The organism is Paraburkholderia phytofirmans, from assembly GCF_046028095.1.
GTDB lineage: Bacteria > Pseudomonadota > Gammaproteobacteria > Burkholderiales > Burkholderiaceae > Paraburkholderia > Paraburkholderia phytofirmans_A.
Genome location: NZ_JAQQDJ010000020.1, coordinates 57,780 through 79,765 on the forward strand (window position 1 = coordinate 57,780; position 21,986 = coordinate 79,765).

The 21,986-nt window shown below is 63.4% G+C and carries 17 protein-coding genes; 6 read left to right on the forward strand and 11 right to left on the reverse strand.

Features of this window, described 5'->3' with window-relative positions; translation table 11 throughout:
- Position 1: 1 nt before the first annotated feature.
- Positions 2-1,969 carry an ATP-binding response regulator gene (locus tag PQR54_RS35760; protein ID WP_408254261.1) on the forward strand — a complete coding sequence of 656 codons (1,968 nt, stop codon included), beginning with the start codon at positions 2-4 and terminating at the stop codon, positions 1,967-1,969.
- A gap of 130 nt (positions 1,970-2,099) precedes the next feature.
- Here PQR54_RS35760 and PQR54_RS35765 read toward each other — a convergent pair whose 3' ends face one another.
- The 4 genes from PQR54_RS35765 to PQR54_RS35780 form a co-directional block, all read right to left on the reverse strand.
- A complete protein-coding gene (locus PQR54_RS35765) occupies positions 2,100-2,876 on the reverse strand; it encodes a response regulator (RefSeq protein ID WP_408254149.1) in 777 nt (258 codons plus the stop codon).
- A gap of 357 nt (positions 2,877-3,233) precedes the next feature.
- Positions 3,234-3,434, reverse strand: a complete 201-nt coding sequence (locus PQR54_RS35770; protein WP_408254152.1) for a hypothetical protein — start codon at positions 3,432-3,434, stop codon at positions 3,234-3,236.
- Positions 3,409-4,413, reverse strand: coding sequence for a cytochrome d ubiquinol oxidase subunit II (cydB, locus tag PQR54_RS35775; protein WP_116121287.1), 1,005 nt, complete (start codon positions 4,411-4,413; stop codon positions 3,409-3,411). The genes PQR54_RS35770 and cydB overlap by 26 nt, the downstream gene beginning before the upstream one ends.
- A 41-nt stretch (positions 4,414-4,454) precedes the next feature.
- The gene (locus PQR54_RS35780) at positions 4,455-5,867 is read right to left on the reverse strand and encodes a cytochrome ubiquinol oxidase subunit I (RefSeq protein WP_408254154.1); all 1,413 of its coding nucleotides are present in this window, start codon (positions 5,865-5,867) and stop codon (positions 4,455-4,457) included.
- Between the two features lie 765 nt (positions 5,868-6,632).
- Between PQR54_RS35780 and PQR54_RS35785 the strand changes: the two genes are divergently transcribed.
- Positions 6,633-7,454, forward strand: a complete 822-nt coding sequence (locus tag PQR54_RS35785) for an alpha/beta fold hydrolase (protein WP_408254156.1) — start codon at positions 6,633-6,635, stop codon at positions 7,452-7,454.
- Positions 7,455-7,575: 121 nt separating this feature from the next.
- On the opposite strand, the gene PQR54_RS35790 is transcribed toward PQR54_RS35785, so the two are convergent.
- On the reverse strand, positions 7,576-8,118 hold the full coding sequence (locus tag PQR54_RS35790) for a DUF2867 domain-containing protein (RefSeq protein ID WP_408254159.1): 543 nt from the start codon (positions 8,116-8,118) through the stop codon (positions 7,576-7,578).
- A 394-nt stretch (positions 8,119-8,512) separates the two neighbouring features.
- Here PQR54_RS35790 and PQR54_RS35795 point away from each other — a divergent pair, with 394 nt between their 5' ends.
- Together PQR54_RS35795 and PQR54_RS35800 are read left to right on the forward strand one after the other, a co-directional pair.
- Positions 8,513-9,349: an NAD-dependent epimerase/dehydratase family protein gene (locus PQR54_RS35795; protein ID WP_408254161.1), complete on the forward strand. Its 837-nt coding sequence runs from the start codon at positions 8,513-8,515 to the stop codon at positions 9,347-9,349.
- A 29-nt stretch (positions 9,350-9,378) separates the two neighbouring features.
- Entirely contained in the window at positions 9,379-10,671 is a 1,293-nt protein-coding gene (locus PQR54_RS35800; RefSeq protein ID WP_408254164.1) for an MFS transporter, read from the forward strand.
- A gap of 156 nt (positions 10,672-10,827) precedes the next feature.
- Here the strand turns inward: PQR54_RS35800 and PQR54_RS35805 are convergent, their stop codons facing one another.
- The 3 genes from PQR54_RS35805 to garL form a co-directional block, all read right to left on the reverse strand.
- Positions 10,828-12,834, reverse strand: coding sequence for a glycoside hydrolase family 28 protein (locus tag PQR54_RS35805; protein WP_408254264.1), 2,007 nt, complete (start codon positions 12,832-12,834; stop codon positions 10,828-10,830).
- 249 nt (positions 12,835-13,083) lie between these two features.
- The gene (locus tag PQR54_RS35810; RefSeq protein ID WP_408254167.1) at positions 13,084-13,998 is read right to left on the reverse strand and encodes a 2-hydroxy-3-oxopropionate reductase; all 915 of its coding nucleotides are present in this window, start codon (positions 13,996-13,998) and stop codon (positions 13,084-13,086) included.
- 10 nt (positions 13,999-14,008) lie between these two features.
- A complete protein-coding gene (gene garL / locus PQR54_RS35815) occupies positions 14,009-14,809 on the reverse strand; it encodes a 2-dehydro-3-deoxyglucarate aldolase (RefSeq protein ID WP_408254170.1) in 801 nt (266 codons plus the stop codon).
- A gap of 222 nt (positions 14,810-15,031) precedes the next feature.
- On the opposite strand from garL, the gene PQR54_RS35820 reads away from it, so the two are divergent.
- A complete protein-coding gene (locus PQR54_RS35820; protein ID WP_408254172.1) occupies positions 15,032-16,615 on the forward strand; it encodes an aldehyde dehydrogenase (NADP(+)) in 1,584 nt (527 codons plus the stop codon).
- Between the two features lie 81 nt (positions 16,616-16,696).
- On the opposite strand, the gene PQR54_RS35825 is transcribed toward PQR54_RS35820, so the two are convergent.
- From PQR54_RS35825 to kdgD, 3 genes are all read right to left on the reverse strand, one after another.
- Positions 16,697-17,440 carry a FadR/GntR family transcriptional regulator gene (locus PQR54_RS35825; RefSeq protein ID WP_091802078.1) on the reverse strand — a complete coding sequence of 248 codons (744 nt, stop codon included), beginning with the start codon at positions 17,438-17,440 and terminating at the stop codon, positions 16,697-16,699.
- A gap of 201 nt (positions 17,441-17,641) precedes the next feature.
- Complete coding sequence (locus PQR54_RS35830; protein WP_408254175.1) at positions 17,642-19,078, reverse strand: MFS transporter; 1,437 nt, start codon at positions 19,076-19,078, stop codon at positions 17,642-17,644.
- Positions 19,079-19,203: 125 nt separating this feature from the next.
- The gene (gene kdgD, locus PQR54_RS35835) at positions 19,204-20,121 is read right to left on the reverse strand and encodes a 5-dehydro-4-deoxyglucarate dehydratase (RefSeq protein WP_408254177.1); all 918 of its coding nucleotides are present in this window, start codon (positions 20,119-20,121) and stop codon (positions 19,204-19,206) included.
- Between the two features lie 225 nt (positions 20,122-20,346).
- Here kdgD and garD point away from each other — a divergent pair, with 225 nt between their 5' ends.
- The gene (gene garD, locus PQR54_RS35840) at positions 20,347-21,936 is read left to right on the forward strand and encodes a galactarate dehydratase (protein ID WP_408254179.1); all 1,590 of its coding nucleotides are present in this window, start codon (positions 20,347-20,349) and stop codon (positions 21,934-21,936) included.
- Positions 21,937-21,986: the final 50 nt, after the last annotated feature.

Here is a 21,986-nt window from a genome sequence, read left to right on the forward strand (position 1 = left end):
GATGCGGGCCGACCCGATCCAGCGTGCCATCGACGAAGACCTGGTGCGCGTGCTGTACGCGCAAGATCCGATCGCTTTCTTTTCGCACTGGTTTTCGATCGCGGTGCTGGTGTCGATCTACTGGCCGAACATACCGTCGCCGCCGCTGTTCGTCGCGTGCTTCGGTTTCTATGCCGCGGCCAATTGCGCCAGTCTCGCGCTGTGGGTCGTCAACCGCCGTTACCCGCAACTCGTCTCGCCGCGCGGCTGGATCATTCTTCACGCGGTACGCGGCATGCTGCTCTACAGCGGGCCGGGCATCGCCGTGTGGTTCGCGTTCCAGAGCCCGCAGTCGGACCTGCCGCTGCTGCACACGGTCATGCTCGTTACGCTGGCCGCCGGCGTGTTCATGTCGAATGGCTTCGACCTGCTGAATTTCTCGACCTCGATTCCGTTTCTGCTGTTTCCCTCGATCGTCATGCATTTCGGCACGCATACGTTCGACCGCACGCTGCTTGCCATCGTCCTCGCGTTTTTCTTTTGCGCGATCAACGTCTACGCGCTGAGTTACCGCAAGCTGTTCCAGCAGGTCGTGCAGGCGCGCGTCGATCAGCAGTATCTGGCGGAGTCGCTGGCCGCGCAAAAACGGGTGGCCGAAGAGGCGAGCCTCGCCAAGACGCGCTTTTTCGCGGCCGCCAGCCATGACTTGCGTCAGCCGCTGCATGCGATCGGCTTGCTCGCCGCCTCGCTGAACGACACGGCGGCGACGCCCGTGCAGCACGCGAAAACCGCCGAGCACATCGTCTACAACGTCGAGGCGCTGAACCAGTTGTTCAACCAGGTGCTCGATCTGGCGCGGCTCGAAAGCGGCGTGACCCAGGTGATCCGGCTGCATTTCCGGCTGTCCGAACTGTTCGAGCGGGTCGGCAGCCAGTACCGTCCGCAGGCGGCCGCCAAAGGGCTGGCGCTGCGCATCGCGCCGACTGCGATGGTGGTGCACGACGACCCGGTGCTGCTCGAACGGGTGCTGAGCAATCTGCTGTCGAACGCGGTGCGTTATACCGAGGACGGCGCGATCTGGTTGGGCTTGCGCCGCGCGGGGCGGCAGACGGGCGGCTTTATCGAAGTGCGCGACTCGGGCATCGGTATTCCCGCGGAAGAGCACGCGCGCATCTTCGAGGAGTTCTATCAGGTCGCCAATCCGCAACGCGACGCGCGCCAGGGGCACGGCCTGGGCTTGCCGACGGTCAAGCGGCTGGTCGAGATGCTCGGCGGCGAGTTGCAACTGCGTTCGGCGCCGGGCCGCGGTTCGGTGTTCCGTTTTCCGGTGCAGGCGGGCGACCCCGGCGGCGTCGTGGCGAGCCTGAACGAAGCCGTGGCCGGCGGTCCGTCGGCGAAGGGGCGGCACGTGCTGTGTATCGACGACGATCCGTCCATTCTCGAAGGCCTTGTGAGTCTGCTGGGCCGTTGGGGTTGCACCGTGCTCGGCGCGCGCGACGAGGCCAATGCGCTCGCGGCGCTCGAAGGCGGCTTCGTGCCGGATGCCGTGCTGTGCGACTACCAGTTGGCGAACCACCGTACCGGCGCGCAGGCGCTCACGGCCGTACGCAACGTGCTCGCGCGCGCGGGGCACGACAACGTGGTGACGCTGCTGATCACGGGCGACATGGCGTCGGCCGAACTGGCGGCGCTCGCCTTGCAGGGGATTCCCGTGCTTCATAAACCGGTCACGCCGGCGCGCTTGCGGCGCACGCTGGAGATGCTGTGGCAGCAGGCCGAGCTGGACAAGGGGCGGGCGGCCGCAGCGCTGGCATTACGGGTGGGTCAAGCGGGAAACGTAGTGGGAAATGAAGCGGGCGGGCGGGTGATGAGCGGTGCGATGGCCGCTGCTGGGAGCGCGCTGCAAGGGGACGCGAGAATGGGATCGAAGAGCCAGCCGCAAAGCGCTCTGACTCAAAGCGCCCAGTCGCAAAGCGAAGCGCAGAAGTAGAGGCGAATAGGGAAGGAGCAGGCGCACCGGAGATGGAGAGGCGCGCAGCAAAAAAGACAGGCGAACCGCAAGAGTAAAGTCGCGCCCGATCGACAGAGCGTCGCGCACGCCGCCGGTCGCCGTTCTCGCGCTACAGAGTTTTCCCGGCTTCCAGCCAGCCATTGATGACGGCGATCGCCGTCGACCGGTTATGCACACCGAGCGCCCGGAAGATCACCGACAAATGCACCTTTACCGTACCTTCCGCGACGCCCAGGTCGCGCGCGATCATCTTGTTGGTCCAGCCGCGATGCACGAGCCGCATGATGTCCTGCTGACGCGGCGACAGATTCTCCAGCAGATGCTGCTGGTGCGGCTGAAGTGCCTGGATCTGCTGCGTAAGGGGTTCGGTAAGCGCGGCTCCGCCGCTCTGGCTGGTGGCGTGCGCACCGACCGGAGCCGCATGCTGCGGCGCCGGCTCGGCGAGCGCTTCGGCACGCGCGGGCGCGGCTTGCGCATCGCGCGAGCCCAGCAGGCTGAGCGCTTCCATCGGCACATAAGCGCCGCCTGAGAGCACCAGCTCGATGGCCTTGAGCATGACGCTGGCGGGCTGGCGCTTCGGCACGAAACCGAGCGCGCCGGCGGCCAGCACCGCGCGCATTTCGTCGGGCGATTCTTCGGCGGAGAGAACCACGAGCGGCAGCGCGGGATTCGCCTTCAACAGCACTTCGAGCGATGAAGCGCCGCTCATGCCCGGCATATGCAGATCGACAATGGCGAGATCGTGATCGGCGTCGGGGCGCGCGAGCAGCGCAAGCGTCTCCCAGTTGTCGGCTTCGTCGAACTGGGCGTCGGGATCGAGGCCGCGCAGCATGCCTTTGACGCCTTGCCGGATCAGTTCATGGTCGTCGGCTACAAGAAACTTCATGATGTCTCCGCGAGTCGGGCCTGCCCGATGTGGGCTACCGCCGTTATAGGGTCTCGTTTTACTTCTAGCCTCGTGAATCGCATCATTGCCGCCCACCCCGCGATCATATGCCTGATCGGTGGCGCGGCGCATCTTCCGGCGAGTTCCTCGAGGGGACTTCCGCCGGGACGCCGCCAATTGCCAGTTTATTTGTTAAATCGCCGTTTGTTCCGATGCACCGCATGATGTCCAAGGCAGGTCTCTCGCACATAGGTTTTCGGCTTGCTTGGTAGACGAGCCGATTCGCCCTTTTTTGAAGGCGTCCATGCAGGATTCCGAAGGTTATGCGCGCCGGATCGAAGCGCGCTGAAACACACGCTATTTGACTGCAAATAACGTCGCATTCATCAGAATCTTGAATGCGAATCCGAGCGACATCGCCGAGCCCACGCCGAAGCACCACAGCGCGATGAACCAGAGCCAGCCCGGCAGTTTGCGCGCCGGCGCCACGGCCGCCGCCGATGCGCCGTGCGTCGCGCCGGAGTTCGTCTGCTTAGTGATAGTGATGTTGGTCGCCATGACGCACCTTGCCGCGAAATACCCAATAACCCATCGTCGTGTAGGCGATGATGATCGGCAGAATCACCGCTGCGCCGGCCAGCGTGAACATCTGGCTCGAACGCGGCGCGGCCGCTTCCCACAGCGTCATGCTCGACGGAATCGCATACGGCCACAAGCTCACCAGCAGCCCCGCGTAGCCGAGCAGCACCAGCAGCAGCGCGAGCGCGAACGGCGTGTTGTGATGCCGCTCACGCACTGCGCGATGCATGAGGAATGCCGCGACCGCCACGAGGAACGGTACCGGCAGCAGACGGTAGAACAGGCCGTCGTGGAACCAGCGTTGCGCGATATTCGGATCCTGCAGCGGCGTCCACAGGCTGACCATCGCGACGAAGCCGAGCAGCACGACCGTCAACGGCCAGACCACGCGATGCAGGCGGCGTTGCAGATCGCCTTCGGTCTTCGCCACCAGCCAGCAGCAGCCGAGCAGCGCGTACGTGACCACGAGTCCGAGGCCCGTGAGCAGGCTGAACGGCGTGAGCCAGCCGAAGGCGTCGCCGGCATAGGCGCCGTCGATCACGGGGATGCCTTGCAGGAACGCGCCCAGCGCGATGCCCTGAAAGAACGTCGCGCCCGCCGAACCGCCGATGAACGCGAGGTCCCACAGATGCTTCGTACGATTGGCCTTGGCGCGAATCTCGAACGACACGCCGCGAAAAATCAGACAGACGAGCATGAAGATCAGCGGCAGATACAGCGCCGACAGCACGGTCGAGTAAACCGCCGGAAACACGGCGAACAATCCGGCGCCGCCGAGCACCAGCCAGGTTTCGTTGCCGTCCCACACCGGCGCGACGGTGTTCATCATCAGGTCGCGTTCCTTCTCATCGGGGAAGAACGGGAAGACGATGCCGATGCCCAGATCGAAGCCGTCCAGCACCACATACATGAAAAGGCCCAGCGCGATGATCGCGGCCCACACTACGGTTACGTCCATGTTCTTTCTCTATCGCAAGTAGCTGCTGAAGCAGGGTGGATTCAGGCGGCGTCGATCATGTGATCGGCGGCGGAAAGCGGGCGGCGCGCGGTCTGGTTCGGTGAGTGCGCCGGCGCTTCATGCGGCGTGTGTCCGGGCAGCGCGGGACCCGCGCGCATCAGCTTGAGCATGTAGTACACGCCGGTGCCGAACACGAGGAAATACACGACCACGAAGGTCATCAGCGAAATGCCGACCTGCTGCGTGGTGAGCGGCGACACGGCCTGCGAGGTGCGCATCACGCCATACACGACCCACGGTTGACGGCCCGCTTCGGTGGTGACCCAGCCGGCCAGCAACGTGATGAAGCCCGTCGGTCCCATTGCCACGGCGACGCGCTGGAACCACTTCGATTCGAACAGGCGTCCACGGCGGCGCAGCACCCACGCGGCCACCGACATCACGATCATCAGCACGCCAAGGCCGGCCATGATGCGAAAGCTCCAGAACACCACCGTCGAGTTCGGCCGGTCCTGCGGCGGGAATTCTTTAAGGCCGCGAATTTCGCCGTCCCAGCTATGCGTGAGGATCAGGCTGCCCAGATGCGGAATCGACACGGCGTAACGCGTGGTTTCCGCCTGCATGTCGGGAATGCCGAACAGATTCAGCGCAGTGCCGCCTTTTTCGGTTTCCCACAGACCTTCGATCGCCGCGATCTTGGCGGGCTGATATTCGCGCGTGTTCAACCCATGCTGATCGCCGACGAACGCCTGGATCGGCGTCAGGATCAAGAGGAGCCAGAGCGCCATCGAGAACATCTTCTTGACGGCCGGATCGCGCCGTCCGCGCAGCAGATGCCATGCGCCCACCGCCGACACCACTAGCGCGGCGACAATGAACGCGGCGAGCGCCATATGCGCGAGCCGGTACGGGAACGACGGGTTGAACACGATCTTGAACCAGTCGAGCGGCACCACGCGGCCGTTGACGACTTCGAAGCCTTGCGGCGTTTGCATCCAGCTATTGGAGGCGAGAATCCAGAAGGTGGAGATCAGCGTGCCGATCGCCACCATCAGCGTGGCGCCGAAGTGCGCGCGCGGACTCACGCGCTGCCAGCCGAACAGCATGATGCCGAGGAAGCCCGCTTCGAGGAAGAATGCGGTCATCACTTCGTACATCAACAGCGGGCCGGTGACGGGGCCGGCGAAACTGGAGAAGCCCGACCAGTTGGTGCCGAACTGATAACTCATCACGACGCCGGAAACCACGCCCATGCCGAAGGCCACTGCGAAGATCTTCGACCAGAACAGGCAAAGGTCTTTGTAGTACGCCTTGCGGGTTTTCAGCCAGCGCCATTCGAGCACGGCGATGAAGCTGGCGAGGCCGATGCTGAGCGCCGGAAACACGATGTGGAACGAGACGGTGAACGCAAACTGGATGCGGGCGAGATCGAATGCCGATAGAGCGGAGTTCATGAGCGTGACGTGCTTGAAGTGCGTGGGGTCCGCGAGGGCGGACTACGCGCGTCGACCGTTGTCGGTGCGCACTGCGCTGGGCAGATGGCGCAAGAGTAGGGGATGGTCGATTTTTTTGCTGCGACGCGACGTGCGTCAAAAAACCACCTTGTTTTGTGGCGATTTTCTTTTTTGGGACGGCAAACCGTTGATGGATATCAAGTTTCTCTGATCAGCCTTGTGGGGCACATGGCGGGCGCCTCCGCGCTTCGGCTGTGCAACTGCGGCAATCGACCGCGCTGCAGCATTGTCGCGGGGATGGGTTCGCGTACGCGTCTGATCCGAGTCCGATGTTTTCCTGCGCAAGCCACGGCGCTGCATAGCGATTCAATCGGCAGGGCGATGTTCGGCAATTGGGATCGGCTCGTCATCAACCGACAATCGCTCCGTCCGAACCGACTTTCCATGCGCGCGGCGGCTAGCCAATCAGCCCGTTTGCTCATACCATGCAGTCAGCCAGACGGCAGCGTTTTTCAAAAGAGCGCATGCTCCTTACGCGTGCACGCCGTGTAGCCACTCCACTATTTTTTCCCGTTATCCGCTTCGAATAGTCATGCCGACGTACCGGCCGAACGGCCCGGCGCGTCGCGAATCCGTCATCAACATGTGGTGCAGCGCATGCGGTGCCTGAATGGGCTTCATGTCGCGTGCCGCGCGAATGCTTCGAGAAGCTACGCTTCATCCACCTGCCGGCAACGGCAGACTTCAACTACAAGGAGTCAGCAGATGAGCACGATCAAGACGAAAGACGGTACGAGCATTTTCTACAAGGACTGGGGCAAGGGCCGCCCGGTCGTTTTTTCGCACGGCTGGCCATTGAGCGCGGATGCCTGGGACGCGCAGATGCTGTTTCTCGGCAGCAAGGGCTTTCGCGTGATCGCGCATGACCGGCGCGGGCATGGCCGCTCGGAGCAGACGTGGGACGGCAACGAGATGGACACCTACGCCGACGATCTCGCGGCGCTGATCGAACACCTCGATCTGCAGGACGCCACGCTCGTCGGCCATTCGACGGGCGGCGGCGAAGTCGCGCATTACATCGGCCGCCATGGCACGCAACGCGTCGCGAAGGCCGTGCTGATCGGCGCGGTGCCGCCGTTGATGCTGAAGACCGGGAGCAATCCGAACGGCACGCCAATGGATGTGTTCGACGGTATCCGCAAGGGCGTGGAAGACGACCGCTCGCAGTTTTTCAAGGATCTCGCGCTGCCGTTTTACGGCTACAACCGGCCGGGCGCGAAGGTGTCGCAAGGCGTGATCGATTCGTTCTGGGTCCAGGGCATGGCCGGCTCGATCAAGGGGCTTTACGACTGCGTCAAGCAGTTCTCCGAAGTCGATTACACGGAAGACCTGAAGAAGATCGACGTGCCGACCCTGGTGCTGCACGGCGACGACGACCAGATCGTGCCGATCGATGCATCCGGCCGTCTGACCGCGAAGATCGTGAAGGACGCCACGCTGAAGGTCTATCCGGGTGGCCAGCACGGCATGTGCACCGTCGAGGCCGCCAAGGTGAACGGCGACCTGCTGGAGTTCATCGGGTCGTAATGCAATGCTTTGGTGATCTGTGTTGCTGCCGCGAGTGCGGCGGGTCGCGAGCAAGCACACGCGCCCGCTCGCACTTGAACCTGAACCGCGGGCCGTGTTCGCGCCCGCGGTTCGAGCCGCTTCAGGCGGTCGGCCAGCCGATCCGCGCCGCTCGCCGCAATGACGAGCGCACCACCAGCCGGTGGAACGGCGCGATCGCGAGAATATAGAAGCGGCCGAGCCGATTGTGGCAATGCACTACGGTCGACAGAATCAGATAGCGCGAGCGGTCTTCTCGTGTGACACGGGTCTGCTGAAGCACTGAAACCCGGAAGTCGAGATGACGGTCGTTCTCGCCGATGATGATCTCGTGCGCGCTGCGCGTGTAGATCCTGAAGATGTCGAGGCGCTCTCGAGCGGCGGCGGGATCCTTGATGCTGCGCAACTGCCTTGCAGTCTTCAGACCGACACGCGCGACGATCGCATCGCGCACGCTCATCAGCTTCGCGACCCAGCCCGCCTGATGCGCGAACACGAAGCGCGCGAGCAATTCCGGATCGTCGATGGCGTTCTCGGGCAGGCGGACGGCATACGCGTCGGCGAGGTCCGGCGCGTCGTACAAACGCGCGACGCCTGATTCAGCCGGCAGGGCGACGGGTTGCACGGAACAGTGGGCAGTGAGCATGGTGACGTGCGGCGCTAAGTAAGGAGTCGAAGAGGGGCGCTGCGCCGGATTAGGGCGGCAGTTCGGCTTAAGCGTGAGCGCATCAAGTCTACGCGCTTGTGGGCGTCTCGCGCGCGGCCGGCGGACGCGGTTCTCACATCGCAAATCTCACGCAAAACACGTGTTTCTAGTTATACGATGTCACATAAATAATGGAGGCATAGCTGCTTGTTTCATAAGGAAAATCTCGATATCAGTCTGTCCGAATAAGGGTAAGTGCCTAATTGAAATCCGGTCTCGCATCGCAGATAGTACGTTATCGTACAACTATCGCTAAATCGGCAGGCACTGCCGTCATGACAGAAGCGATTGCTGTACCCCAGTTCGATCGCGCGCGGCGCAGGAAAGGAACCTTATGAAGAAGATTGCTCTGAGTGGAGCCGGTGGCCAGCTAGGCTCGGTGGTGCGCGCCGCGTTGATCGCGCGCGGCACGCCGTTGCGTTCGGCGGCGGGCTCGAAGGCCCTCGTGCCGCTCGTGGACGGCGAGGACGTAATGCACGGCGACCTGCGCGATCCGGCGGTCGTGGATCGTCTGCTGGAAGGCGTCGACGTGCTGATCCATTTCGCCGGCACGAGCGTGGAGCGTCCGCTGCCCGAGATCATCGAAAACAATCTGCGCGGGCTGGTCGAAGTATACGAAGGCGCGCGCCGGCAAGGCGTAAAGCGCATCGTGTTCGCCAGCTCCAATCACGCGATCGGCATGTATCCGGTCACCGAGCATCTGAGCCTCGACTGCGAACTGCGCCCGGACGGCTTCTACGGACTGAGCAAGGTGTGGGGCGAAGCGCTCGCCAGAATGTATTGGGACAAGCACGGCATCGAGAGTGTTTGCGTGCGTATCGGCAGTTGTCTCGAACGGCCGACCGAGCCGCGGCATCTCAGCACCTGGTTCGGTCATCGCGATCTGCTGCATTTCCTCGATCGTTGTGTCGAAGCGGAGAACGTCGGCTTCCTGACCATCTGGGGCGTGTCGGCCAACACGCGCAGCTGGTGGGACAACAGCGGCGCCGAACGGCTGGGCTATCAGCCGACGCAGGACGCCGAGGTCTACGCCGAAGAAATTCTCGCGCGCCCGAATCCGCTCGACGCGCTGGGCCAGCGCTTCCAGGGCGGCAGCTTCGTGGGCATCGATTATTCGCGCGATGACGCCGCTCCGGACGGCTCGGCCGCTTCCGCTACGCGGCCTGTTTGAGCCGTTCAGGATTACGAGGAGACGCAGCAATGAAAATCAAGGGCATCCGCTGGTGGATGGTCAGTCTGGTCGCGGCCGGGCTCATTATCAATTACCTCGCGCGCAACACGCTGTCAGTCGCTGCGCCGACGTTGATGAAAGACCTTCACATCACCACCGAGCAGTATTCGCACGTGGTCGTGGCGTGGCAGCTTTGCTATGCATTCATGCAGCCGGTCGCGGGCTTCCTGCTCGACACGGTCGGCACCAAGATCGGGTTTGCGGCGTTCGCGCTTGCCTGGTCGCTGGCGTGCGCCGCGGCGGCGTGGTCGACGGGCTGGCGCAGTCTTGCGTTCTTCCGCGGCCTGCTCGGCATCGCGGAAGCGGCCGGCATTCCGGCCGGCGTCAAGGCGACGAGCGAGTGGTTCCCCGCCAAGGAGCGCTCGGTCGCGATCGGCTGGTTCAACATCGGCTCGTCGATCGGTGCGCTGCTGGCGCCGCCGCTGGTGGTGTGGGCGTTGTTGCGCGGCGAGTGGCAGCTGGCCTTTGTGATTGTCGGCGTGGCCGGGATCGTGTGGAGTCTGCTGTGGATGGTGCTCTACAAACATCCGCGCAATCAGAAGCTGTTGGGCGACGCTGAACGCGACTACATTCTCAGCGGCCAGGAAGCGAAGCACAGCGACGCCGGCGCCGCCAAGCGCAGCTGGCTTGCCATGCTCGGCAGCCGCGATTTCTGGGCGATCGGCATTCCGCGCATGCTGTCCGAGCCGGCCTGGCAGACCTTCAACGCGTGGATTCCGCTGTACATGATGACCGAGCGTCACATGAATCTGAAGGAAGTCGCGCTGTATGCATGGATGCCGTTTCTCGCAGCCGACATCGGCTGCGTGCTGGGCGGCTATCTCAGCCCGCTGTTTCACAAGTACGCGAAGGTGTCGCTGTTCACGTCGCGGAAAATGGTGTTCGTGGTCGGCGCGCTGTTCATGATCGGACCGGCTTGCGTGGGCCTCGTGGCGAGTCCTTATGTGGCGGTTGCGCTGCTGTGCGTCGGCGGTTTTGCGCATCAGACCTTGTCGGGTGCGCTGTACGCGATCACGTCCGATATGTTCGGCAAGAACGAAGTCGCGACCGCGACCGGCATGGGGGGCATGGCGGGCTATCTGGGCGCGGCTGCGTTCACTGCGCTGTTCGGCGTGCTGGTGACGCAGATCGGCTACAGCCCGCTGTTCGTGGTGCTGGCGGTGTTCGACATCATCGCGGCTGCTGTTGTGTGTCTGTTGGCGAAGAGCGCCGACAAGACGCCCGAGCCGCGCTGGACGCCGGTGAGCGCCGTGGCCAAATGAGTCTGGCCTGCTTGCGATGAATTCCGGACGCTGATCTGTCGAGCCGGAAAATAAAAATGGCGGCGCTTTCGGGCGTCGCCATTTTTTTTGCCTTGTTCACTGCGTGTCATGAATCTTCACGGCTGGACTAAGCCCAGCCGTTCAACCGCTTGCCGCTTAACGCTTGTCGACCACCGTCGTGTTATAGGTCGTCGCGCCGATCACCACGTTGCTCAACGTAATGCCGTTGACGTTGTACGCGTAGATCGGTCCGGGCGTGGTCGCGCTCGCGGGTCCGGCCGAAACCGCCGTGCCCAGATTGCAGTTCGAGATCGTCACGCCGGTGATCGGCGGAATGGTCGGCGTCGGGGCCGCGCCGTTGTAATCGAACGCGACGGGTCCTTGCGCGACGATCGCCTGAAAGCACGAACCGGTCACGCCGTTGAGCGTCACGTTGCTCGCCGTCACGTTCGAGATGTTCACGTTCTGCACGACTGCCGGCCGGATCCGAATGGCGTCGTTCGCCGGCTGGTAGTCGCAGTCGAACGTGATCAGGCCGCCCTGTGCCGCCGACGGATTGGCCGCGCTCGCCGTCACGACGCCGAGCGGCACCGTGGCGTTGATCGGGCTGCCGCTCAGCAACGCGCTGCCGTAGCCCCCGCCTTTCAGGGCGACGCCGTTGGGCAGCGTGACCTTATCGACATAGAAGTTCTTCACGAAGCCGCCGCGATTCATATTCGTCTTGATGCGAATCGCGATGTTCAGCGGATTGGTCGCCCAGTTCTGATTCAGCATCTGCAGGTTGCGGGCGTAGATGTTCTGCACGCCGCCGCCCATTTCGCTGCCGAGCGTGATGCCGCCGTGGCCGCTGTTCATGATGCAGTTCTGGATCACGTGATTCTGCGCGGGGCCGTATTGCGTATCCAGATCCTTGCCCGACTTGATCGCGATGCAGTCGTCGCCGGTGTTGAACGTGACGCTGTCGCACAACACGTTGTTGCACGCGTCCGGATCGAAGCCGTCGTTATTCGGGCCGATGCTATTGGTCGTCACGCCGCGAATCACGACGTTCTTGCAATCGGTCGGATGATGCTGCCAGAACGGCGTGTTGTTGGTGGTGTAGTTCTCCATCAACACATTCGTGCAGCCGAGGAACTCGACCATGCACGGGCGCAGGTAGTGGCCAATGCCGAAGACGCGCTGCGCGACAGGCACGCCGGCTTCGGAGAGAGCGGGCAGGTAGTTCTGGTCCTCCTGCCAGGGCGTCGTGGGACTGGTCAGTTGCGCGTAGAGCGCATCGGAAATGCCGGGCGCGGCGGTTTTCAGATCGACGTTCTTCGGATTCAGATACGCCTGCGACGGCGTCGACGAATTCACGCAACCGTACGCACCATTCGATCCCTTGAAGGTCCACCAGCACGTGGCGGTGTTGCCGCTGCCGGCGAACGGCGTCATGGCTTGCCCGTTGAGCACCGAGGTCGCGTCTTCGCCGGTCAGCGCGATGTTGGTCTGGTTGCGCGCGTACACCGGCGAGCCGTAGTTCAGGCAATCGTTTGCCTGCCAGCGGCTATAGAACAGATTGCCGTTGGCGCCGCACGCGACCGGGCCGTCCTTCGCGTAGTCGGCCGGGTTCGGGCTGAAGTAGATCGTGCAATTCGCGCTGAGGTGAAAGTTCACGTTGCTTAGCAGCACGATCGGTCCGGCGCAGTACCACGTGCCGGTCGGCACGACCACGCGTCCGCCGCCCGCTGCGTTGCAGGCCTGGATAGCGGCGAGAAACGCGGGGCGCGAGTCGAACGAAGCGGCGGCGTTGGTCTGGTTCGAACCAGGACTCGCGACCGATGCCGAGCCCGTGTACGGATCGCTCGCGGCGACGACGGTGCAAGGTACGGCGCCGTATTGCGTGACGACGAAGTCGCGTGCGGCAAACATCGACTGGGTGATGCCTTGCAGGGACGCGATGATCTGTGTCGCGGCGCCCGAGGTGCCCCAGATCGGATCCTGCACGACCGGCGGCGTGGTCGTCCCGCCGTTGACGGAGCCACCACAAGCGGACAGGCCGCCGAGCAGCGTCGCGCCCGCCGACGTTCCCGCCAGCACGATAAACGCGCGGCGAGCGGGCGAATTCGGTTCAGCCTGGCCGGGCGTTTTCGATGTTGCCCGTTTGCCGCTGGTTTTATCTATATTTGCCACGGATGTCTCCTTGCCCTTTGCGGGCGTTGTCAGTAATCGTTGCTACTTTGGGTATGCAGATGCAGCTCGTCGAAGCTGTTTTGTTTACGTAAGGTATCCTTAATATTTGTAAAGAAACGCCGCCGATGAAGACGATGCAACTTCGTCAACTCGCGACGAAGCGGGCGAACGCACGAATGCGCCGCTGCTTGCCTAACTTCCAGGGCAAGCGGAGCGGCGCATCAAAAAGCGGCGTGCGGCTTAAGCGGTTTTCTGGCCAATCTCGTGATCGGCGAGGAATTCGAGCGCGCGCACCATCGCCGAGTGGTCCCATGCCTTGCCGCCGTGCGCGACGCAGGCGTTGAACAGCGCCTGGCAGGTGGCGGTGTTCGGCAGGGACACGCCGAGCGATTGCGCGGTCGAGAGGGCGAGGTTCAGATCCTTCTGGTGCAATTCGATGCGGAAGCCCGGATCGAAGGTGCGTTTGGTCATGCGTTCGCCGTGCACTTCGAGAATGCGCGACGACGCGAAGCCGCCCATCAGCGCTTCACGCACGCGCGCCGGATCGACGCCGGCCTTGGAAGCGAGCAGCAGCGCTTCGCCCACAGCCTCGATCGTCGCGGCGACGATCACCTGGTTGGCCACTTTGCACACCTGGCCGGCGCCGACGCCGCCGATCAGCGTGACGTTCTTGCCCATCATGTCGAAGAGCGGCTTGACGGCATCGAAGGTCGCGGTTTCGCCGCCCACCATGATGGTCAGCGAGCCGGCCTTGGCGCCGACTTCGCCGCCGGAAACCGGCGCATCCAGATAGTCCGCGCCGCTCTCGCGCACTCGGGCCGCGAACTCGCGCGTGGCCATCGGCGAAATGGAGCTCATGTCGACCACGGTTTGTCCCGCGCGCAACACGCTCGCAAGACCCTGCTCGCCGAACAGCACGCGCTCGACGTCGGGGGTGTCCGGCACCATGATGAAAATCACGTCGGCCTGCGCGGCCACCGCGGCTGGGCTGTCGCACGCGACGGCGCCCGCCTGGACGAGATCGTCGGGCACGCCGCTGCGCGTGAACGCCGCCAGCGCGACGCCGTTCTTGAGAAGGTTCGCGGCCATGGGCTTGCCCATGATGCCGAGTCCGATAAAGCCTGCTTTTTGCATGGAATGCTCCGAAAATGTCATGGCGGCCGCGTTACTGCTGGCCAGCCTGTTTCTGCATGAAATGTTTTTGAACCGTCTGCGCGGCGCCTTTCAGCAGCCCCATGTCCGCGCACACCGCGACGACGCGGCAGCCCATGGAAATATAGCGCTCGGCGTCGGCCTGCACCGGGGCGAGGATGCCGCTCGGCTTGCCCGCGGCCTGCGCGCGTTCGAACACGTGCGCGATCGCCGCCTGCACGTCGGGGTGATTCGCGTTGCCGAGTTGGCCGTAGGCGGCCGCGAGGTCCGACGGGCCGACGAACACGGCGTCCACGCCGTCGACGGCGAGAATCTCGTCGATCGCGTCGACGGCCTTGCGGCTTTCTATCTGCACGATTACGCAGACATTGTCGTTGGCGACGCTAAAGTAGTCGGGAACGGTCGCATAGTGGTTGCCGCGATGACTCACCGACACGCCGCGAATGCCCTGCGGCGGGTAGCGCGTGGCGGCGACGGCGCGGGCCGCATCGTCGGCGCTTTCAACGAACGGCACAAGGAAGTTCGAGAAGCCGCTGTCGAGGAGCCGCTTGATGAACACGCTGTCGTTGGCGGGCGGCCGCACGACCGGCGCGCTGGCGCTGTCCTTGAGGGCCATCAGTTGAGGAATCAGCGTGAGCACGTCGTTCGGCGCGTGCTCGGCGTCCAGCAGCATCCAGTCGAAACCGACTATGCCGAGCAGCTCGGTGACGATCGGGCTGGCGAGCGACGCCCAGCAGCCGATCAGGGTTTCACCGCCGCAGACTGCGCGGCGGAAACTATTGGGTAAGGGCTGGTAAGGTGTGATGGCTGGCATGGGCTGGTTTCCTCGAACGGCAATGGATCGGGCAAGCTCCGACGACGGCGCAACACGAGTTATAGGTCGTCGTATGTCTTAATTGCAGAGTAGCACCGGCCTCGCCGATTGTAACGGTCACGTTAACCCGAATTCCTCGCCAGGCAAGCGTTTCAGGTTGCGCGCATGCCTCACAATGTTGTAGGATGACCTATATCTTAGGCCTTCACTCAAGGAAAGCAAATGACAATTACCGGCGAAATGCTGATCGGCCGCAAAGCGGTGCGCGGCGAGGAAAAACCATTGCATGCGTTCAATCCTGCCACGGGATCCGATATCGCGGAGCCGGTTTTCGGCAGCGGCTCGGTGGCCGTCGTTGGACAGGCGTGTGAGTTGGCGCAGCAAGCGTTCGATCCGTACCGTCAACTGCCGCTCTCAGTGCGCGCCGAGTTCCTCGAGCGTATCGCCGACGGCATCACCGCGCTGGGCGATGCGCTGATCGAACGGGCGCACCAGGAATCGGGTCTGCCGAAGGCGCGTCTTGAAGGCGAGCGCGGCCGTACCACCGGCCAGCTCAAGCTGTTCGCGCAAGTCGTGCGCGCCGGCCAGTGGCTTGCCGCCACACTCGACTCGCCGTTGCCGGAGCGCAAGCCGCTGCCGCGCTCCGACCTGCGCATGCAGAAGATTCCCCTCGGCCCGGTCGCGGTGTTCGGCGCCAGCAATTTCCCGCTCGCGTTTTCGGTGGCGGGCGGCGATACGGCGGCGGCGCTCGCGGCCGGCTGCCCGGTGGTGGTGAAGGCGCACCGTGCTCACCTCGGCACTTCGGAGATGGTCGGCCGCGTGATCCAGCGTGTCGCGCAGGAGATGGACTTGCCCGAAGGCGTGTTCTCGATGATCGTCGGCGCGGGCAATTCCGTCGGCGAAGCGCTGGTCGCGCATCCGGCGATCAAGGCGGTTGGTTTCACGGGCTCGCGCGCGGGCGGCACGTCGCTGATGCGCGTCGCGGCGGCGCGTGCCGAGCCGATTCCGGTCTACGCGGAAATGAGCAGCATCAACCCGGTGTTTCTGCTGTCGAATGCGCTGGCTGCGCGCGGCGAAAGCATCGCCCGTGGCTTCGTCGATTCGCTGGTGCTCGGCGCCGGTCAGTTCTGTACCAACCCGGGCCTCGCGATTGCCGTCGACAGCGACGCGCTCAAGACGTTTGTCGCCACTGCATCCGAAGCGCTGAGCGCCAAGCCCGCGCAGACCATGCTGACGTCCGGCATCTGCGCGGCCTATGCAGAAGGCGAGGGTAAGCTGACCGCGATCAAGGGCGTCGAAGCCGTGGCTCGCGGTGTCGATACAACCGGCCCGACTCAGGCGCGCGCGGCGTTGTTCGTGACCGATGCGCAGACGTTCCTCGCCACGCCGGCGCTGGAAGACGAAGTGTTCGGCCCGGCGTCGACCATCGTGCGTTGCAAGGACGAGCAGGAATTGCTGGCGGTCGCCGAGTACTTCGACGGCCAGTTGACCGCCACGGTGCAGATGGACAGCGCGGATCTGGCTTCGGCGAAGAAGCTGGTGCCGATTCTCGAACGCAAGGCCGGGCGGATTCTGGTGAACGGTTTCCCGACGGGCGTCGAGGTGTCGCACGCGATGGTGCACGGCGGCCCGTTCCCGGCAACATCTGATAGCCGCGCGACTTCGGTCGGCACGACGTCGATCGAGCGCTTCCTGCGTCCGGTGTGCTATCAGGATTTCCCGGCTGATCTGCTGCCGGAAGCGCTGGCTGACAGCAACCCGCTGGATCTGTGGCGCCGTCGTGATGGCGAGATCACGCGCAGCTAAATGGCGGGTGTTCGAGTGAAATGAAAAATGGCCGGGAGCGATCCCGGCCATTTTCTTTTGCGTCTAACCAGGTAAAGCGAATCAGCTATTCGCCTCAGCCGCTTCGTTCGCCCGCCGCAGACGTTCGCGGCTATTGGACAGATGCATGCGCATCGCCGCGCGCGCGCCTTCCGCGTCATGGCGCGTGATCGCTTCGAGAATGCTTTCGTGCTCGAGATTGACGAGCGACAGATACGCGTCCGGTTCCGCGCGCGCAATGCCCGCCGAGTCGAGCCGGTTGCGCGGAATCAGCGCGCTGCCCATTTGCGTGAGGATGTCGACGAAATAGCGGTTGCCGGTGGCGCGCGCCACCGAGATATGAAACTGCAGATCGGCGTCCACACTGTCCAGCCCGTTATGACGCGTGGCTTCGATCGCGTCGAGCGCGGTGCGCATGCGCGCGAGATCGTCCGGCTTGGCGCGCTGGGCCGCGAGGCCCGCGCATTCCGTTTCGAGGCTGATGCGCAGTTCGAGGATCGACAACACGTCGCGCAAGGTGGTGGCGGGCACCATGTCGATGCCGAGCTTTTCGCGCTGCGGTTCCAGCACGAAGCTGCCGATGCCGTGCCGTGTTTCGATGATCTTGCCCGCTTGCAAACGCGAAATCGCCTCGCGAATGACGGTGCGGCTCACGCTCAGCGTGACCATGAGTTGCGATTCGGTCGGCAGTTTGTCGCCGGGCTTCAGGGCGTTGGACGCAATTTGCTCGGTCACGTAGCTGACGACGAACTCGGCAAGATTACGCGCGCGTCGTGGCGGTGCCGCGGATGCCAGTGGTGTAGCCATCGAAAACGCCCCTTGAATCAGATAGTTGCAGACACTTGATGCGTTTCATTATACCGTCGTCTGACGACTGATTATAACCACGCCATATCATTTTGCGGACCGGCGTCTCATACGACGCCGAAGTCCCTTTCTAGCCTGCATTTCGCGCTGCGGCGGCGCTCATTTCGCAGTCCGCAGAGAAGTACGATAACCGCTACGCGATCAACTCGGGCGCAGTTCGACCCGCTTGATGTCTTTCACGATCACGAGATAGCTGAACACCGTGAGCAAGGCGTTGATGCCCACGAACACCAGCGCGCCGTTGAACGAGCCGGTCTTCGCCACGAGATAGCCGATCACGATCGGCGTCACGATGCCGGCCACATTGCCGAACATATTGAAGATCGCGCCGGACAGGCCGAGCGCTTCCCGCGGCGACGTATCGGCGACGACAGCCCAACCGAGCGCGCCGATGCCTTTGCCGAAGAACGCGAGCGACATAAGCGCGACGACGATCCAGTCGGTCGACACATAATTGCAGCCGATGATGCACACCGACAGCAGCATGCCGCCGACAATCGGCACCTTGCGCGCGACCGTGAGCGAGTGGCCGCGACGGATCAGCCCATCGGACAGAATGCCGCCGAGCACGCCGCCCGAGAATCCGCAGATCGCCGGCAGCGAAGCCACCAGACCCGCTTGCAGAATCGTCATGCCGCGCGCCTGCACGAGATAGATCGGAAACCACGTCAGGAAGAAGTAGGTCAGCACGTTGATGCAATACTGCGCGAGATAGACGCCGAGCAGCATGCGGTTGCTGAGCAGTTGGCGAACCAGAGACCAGCCGCCTGTGTTCTCGATCTTGTCGGTGGAGCGCGCTTTCTTCTGCCCGTTGACCACGCCGCCACCTTGCTCGATGTACTCGAGTTCCGAACGCGACACCCGCGGATGATCGGCGGGGTTCTTCATCACCTTCAACCAGGTGAGCGCGAGCAGAAGGCCCATCACGCCCATTACGACATAGACCATGTGCCAGCCGAACGCGTGGGTGAGCCACGCCATCAACGGCGTGAACACGACCGCCGCGAAGTATTGCGCCGAATTGAAAATGGCCGACGCCGTGCCGCGCTCGTTGGTCGGGAACCAGCTCGCCACCACCTTGGCATTGGCCGGAAACGCCGGCGATTCGGCCGCGCCCATCGCGAAGCGCAGCACGAACAGCGCGGTGACGGCCGCCGCTGCACTGCCCAGCAGGCCGATGGAGCTTTGCAGCAGTGTGAAGAGCGACCAGAAGAAAATGCTCGCCGCGTAAACGCGCCGCGCGCCGAAGCGGTCCAGCAGCCAGCCGGCCGGCAGTTGCGACAGCACGTAAGCCCAACTGAACGCGGAGAAGATGTAGCCCATGCGGATCGCGTCGAAGCCGAACTCGGCGCGCATCGCCGAGCCGGTCACCGACAGCGTGGCGCGGTCCGCATAGTTGAAGGTCGTGATCAGAAAGATCAGCAGCAGGATTCCGTAGCGGACTCGGGTGCGCTTTGCGACATGGGCGGCACTCGCCGTGCGGCTCATTTCCATGGTCATCTCCTGAAATTTCTTATGCGCGGGAGCGGACTCCCAGGCGTCGTGGCGCAGTGAGCGGCCACGGGCCTTTCGATACATGCTGGTGCGGCGATACAAAAAACGCCCGGCGACGTTGCCGTCCCGGGCGCTCTTTGCGGTGCCGTCAACGCGGCCGTCGTTCGCGCGGCCGCCGGGTGTCGATTGCTGCGGTTACGCCAGCCTGATTACTGCGGGCCGAGCGTCTTGATGAGCGCGTCCAGCTTGCCCATTTCTTCTTCCGTCAGATCGGTCAGTGGTGCTCGGACCGGACCGGCGCTATGCCCGACCAGCTTCGCGCCTGCCTTGACGATGCTGACCGCGTAGCCTGCGCGGCGATTGCGGATCGCCAGGTACGGCAGGAAGAATTCGTCGATCAGCTTGCCGACGGTCGCGTGGTCGTCCGCGGCAATCGCGCGGTAGAAGTCCATCGCGGTCTTCGGAATGAAGTTGAACACCGCCGACGAATACACCGGCACGCCCAGCGCCTTGTACGCCGCTGCATAGACTTCAGCGGTCGGCAAGCCGCCGAGATACGAGAAGCGCTCGCCGAGGCGGCGGCGGATCGACACCATGTTCTCGATCTCGCCCACGCCGTCCTTGAAGCCGATCAGGTTCGGGCAGCGCTCGGCCAGCCCTTCCAGCATATCGGCGTTAAGCTTGGAGTTCGCGCGGTTGTAGATGATCACGCCCATGTTCGGCACGGACTTGCAGACTTCTTCGGCGTGCGCGGCGATACCTTCCTGGCAGGCTTCCGTCAGGTAATGCGGCATCAGCAGAATGCCGTTTGCGCCATGGCGCTCGGCTTCCTGTGCGTAGGCGATCGCGACGCGCGTCGGGCCGCCCGCGCCGGCGAGAATCGGCACCTTGCCTTTGCAGACTTCGGTGGCCGTTTTCACGACGTTCGAATAGTCGTTGTGCGTGAGCGAGAAGAACTCGCCCGTGCCGCCGGCGACGAACAGCGCCGACGCGCCGTAAGGAGCAAGCCATTCGAGGCGCTCAGCATACGTATCGGCGCGGAAATCGCCTTGTTCGTCGAAGTCGGTCACGGGGAAGGACAGGAGGCCTTCGGAAACGATCTGCTTCAGTTCCTGCGGTGTCGTCATGATTAAGTATCCAGGGCGTCGAATGGTGTGTGGAAGCTCAATTAAGTGAGAATTGAGATTTCTTATACGTCATCGTACAACAACAAATCGGCTAACTCAACGATGTTTTCACGGCATAATGCGTGTCCTAGGGTAAATACGGAACGTCTGCGCGATATTTCATGTTGTAGGATGACGTATGAATAGCTGGCGCAGCAGGCGCACACCGCCATAAGGATCGATGCAATGGAACAATCTCCGCTCTACATTCGCGTTCACCCCAACGACAATGTCGCGATCGTCGTCAACGACGGCGGTCTGGGTGAGGGCGCGGTATTTCCCGATGGGCTGGCGTTGCGCGAGCGCGTGCCGCAAGGGCACAAGGTCGCGCTGGCCGACCTTGCCGAGGGCGACGAGGTCATCCGCTATAACGTGGTGATCGGCTATGCGCTGAAGGCGTTGCCGAAGGGCAGCTGGATCAACGAACACGTGATCCGCATGCCGAGCCCGCCGGGACTCGAAGATCTGCCGATCGCCACGATCAGGGCGCCGGAGATGCCGCCGCTCGAGGGCTATACGTTCGAGGGTTACCGCAACGCGGACGGCTCGGTCGGTTCGCGCAACATTCTCGCCATCACGACGACGGTGCAATGCGTGGCCGACGTGGTTCAACACGCGGTGACGCGCATCAAGGCCGAACTGCTGCCTCGCTATCCGAATGTCGACGACGTGGTGAGCCTCGGCCACACTTATGGCTGCGGCGTCGCGATCGACGCGCCCGACGCGATGGTGCCGATCCGTACCGTGCGCAACATCAGCCTGAACCCGAATTTTGGCGGCGAGGTGATGATGGTCAGCCTCGGTTGCGAGAAGCTGCAGCCCGAGCGCCTGATGCCGCCCGGCACGATTCCGATCGCCGCGGCCGCGAATGTCGCGGAGGTCGCGGACATCGGCGATATCGAGGCTGATCTGAACGGCGACGTGGTCGTGCTGCAGGACGAATCGCACGTCGGCTTCCAGTCGATGATCGAGTCGATCATGCGAATGGCCGACGGTCATCTGAAGCGGTTGAACAATCGTCGCCGCGAGACGTGTCCCGCGTCCGATCTCGTGATCGGCGTCCAATGCGGCGGCAGCGATGCATTTTCCGGTCTTACCGCGAACCCCGCGGTAGGTTACGCGACCGATTTGCTGGTGCGCGCCGGCGCCACGGTGATGTTCTCCGAAGTCACCGAAGTGCGCGACGGCGTCGATCAACTGACGGCGCGCGCGGCCAATCCGGAGGTCGCCGCGGCGATCATCCGCGAGATGCAGTGGTACGACGATTATCTAAGGCGCGGCGGCGCGGATCGCAGCGCCAACACCACGCCGGGCAACAAGAAGGGCGGCTTGTCGAACATCGTCGAAAAGGCGATGGGGTCGATCATCAAGTCGGGCAATTCGGCGATTTCCGGCGTGTTGTCGCCGGGCGAGAAGGTCAAACAGAAAGGCCTGATTTACGCGGCCACGCCGGCTAGCGACTTCATCTGCGGTACGCTGCAGGTCGCCGCGGGTATCAACCTGCACGTGTTCACCACCGGCCGCGGCACGCCGTACAGCCTCGCCGAAGTGCCCGTCATCAAGGTCGCGACGCGCTCGGATCTGGCGCGCCGCTGGCATGATCTGATGGACATCAACGCCGGCACCATCGCGACCGGTGCGTCGACGATCGAAGAGGTGGGCTGGGAACTGTTCCGGCTGATGCTCGACGTCGCCAGCGGCCGCAAGGAGACTTGCGCTGAGAAACTCAAGCTCCACAATGCGTTGACGCTGTTCAATCCGGCACCGGTGACCTGATCGATCCCGCCGGCTTGCCCGATCTGATCACACTCACACCAACATAGAAA

Excerpts from the sequence above, each read along its gene's own strand:
- cydB (WP_116121287.1), bottom strand. The coding sequence starts at position 4,413 with ATGGACGTAACCGTAGTGTGGGCCGCGATCATCGCGCTGGGCCTTTTC.
- PQR54_RS35780 (WP_408254154.1), bottom strand. The coding sequence starts at position 5,867 with ATGAACTCCGCTCTATCGGCATTCGATCTCGCCCGCATCCAGTTTGCG.
- PQR54_RS35790 (WP_408254159.1), bottom strand. The coding sequence starts at position 8,118 with ATGCTCACTGCCCACTGTTCCGTGCAACCCGTCGCCCTGCCGGCTGAA.
- PQR54_RS35785 (WP_408254156.1), top strand. The coding sequence starts at position 6,633 with ATGAGCACGATCAAGACGAAAGACGGTACGAGCATTTTCTACAAGGAC.
- PQR54_RS35830 (WP_408254175.1), bottom strand. The coding sequence starts at position 19,078 with ATGTATCGAAAGGCCCGTGGCCGCTCACTGCGCCACGACGCCTGGGAG.
- PQR54_RS35765 (WP_408254149.1), bottom strand. The coding sequence starts at position 2,876 with ATGAAGTTTCTTGTAGCCGACGACCATGAACTGATCCGGCAAGGCGTC.
- PQR54_RS35770 (WP_408254152.1), bottom strand. The coding sequence starts at position 3,434 with ATGGCGACCAACATCACTATCACTAAGCAGACGAACTCCGGCGCGACG.
- PQR54_RS35800 (WP_408254164.1), top strand. The coding sequence starts at position 9,379 with ATGAAAATCAAGGGCATCCGCTGGTGGATGGTCAGTCTGGTCGCGGCC.
- garD (WP_408254179.1), top strand. The coding sequence starts at position 20,347 with ATGGAACAATCTCCGCTCTACATTCGCGTTCACCCCAACGACAATGTC.
- PQR54_RS35825 (WP_091802078.1), bottom strand. The coding sequence starts at position 17,440 with ATGGCTACACCACTGGCATCCGCGGCACCGCCACGACGCGCGCGTAAT.
- garL (WP_408254170.1), bottom strand. The coding sequence starts at position 14,809 with ATGCCAGCCATCACACCTTACCAGCCCTTACCCAATAGTTTCCGCCGC.
- PQR54_RS35810 (WP_408254167.1), bottom strand. The coding sequence starts at position 13,998 with ATGACATTTTCGGAGCATTCCATGCAAAAAGCAGGCTTTATCGGACTC.
- PQR54_RS35795 (WP_408254161.1), top strand. The coding sequence starts at position 8,513 with ATGAAGAAGATTGCTCTGAGTGGAGCCGGTGGCCAGCTAGGCTCGGTG.
- PQR54_RS35820 (WP_408254172.1), top strand. The coding sequence starts at position 15,032 with ATGACAATTACCGGCGAAATGCTGATCGGCCGCAAAGCGGTGCGCGGC.
- PQR54_RS35760 (WP_408254261.1), top strand. The coding sequence starts at position 2 with ATGCGGGCCGACCCGATCCAGCGTGCCATCGACGAAGACCTGGTGCGC.
- kdgD (WP_408254177.1), bottom strand. The coding sequence starts at position 20,121 with ATGACGACACCGCAGGAACTGAAGCAGATCGTTTCCGAAGGCCTCCTG.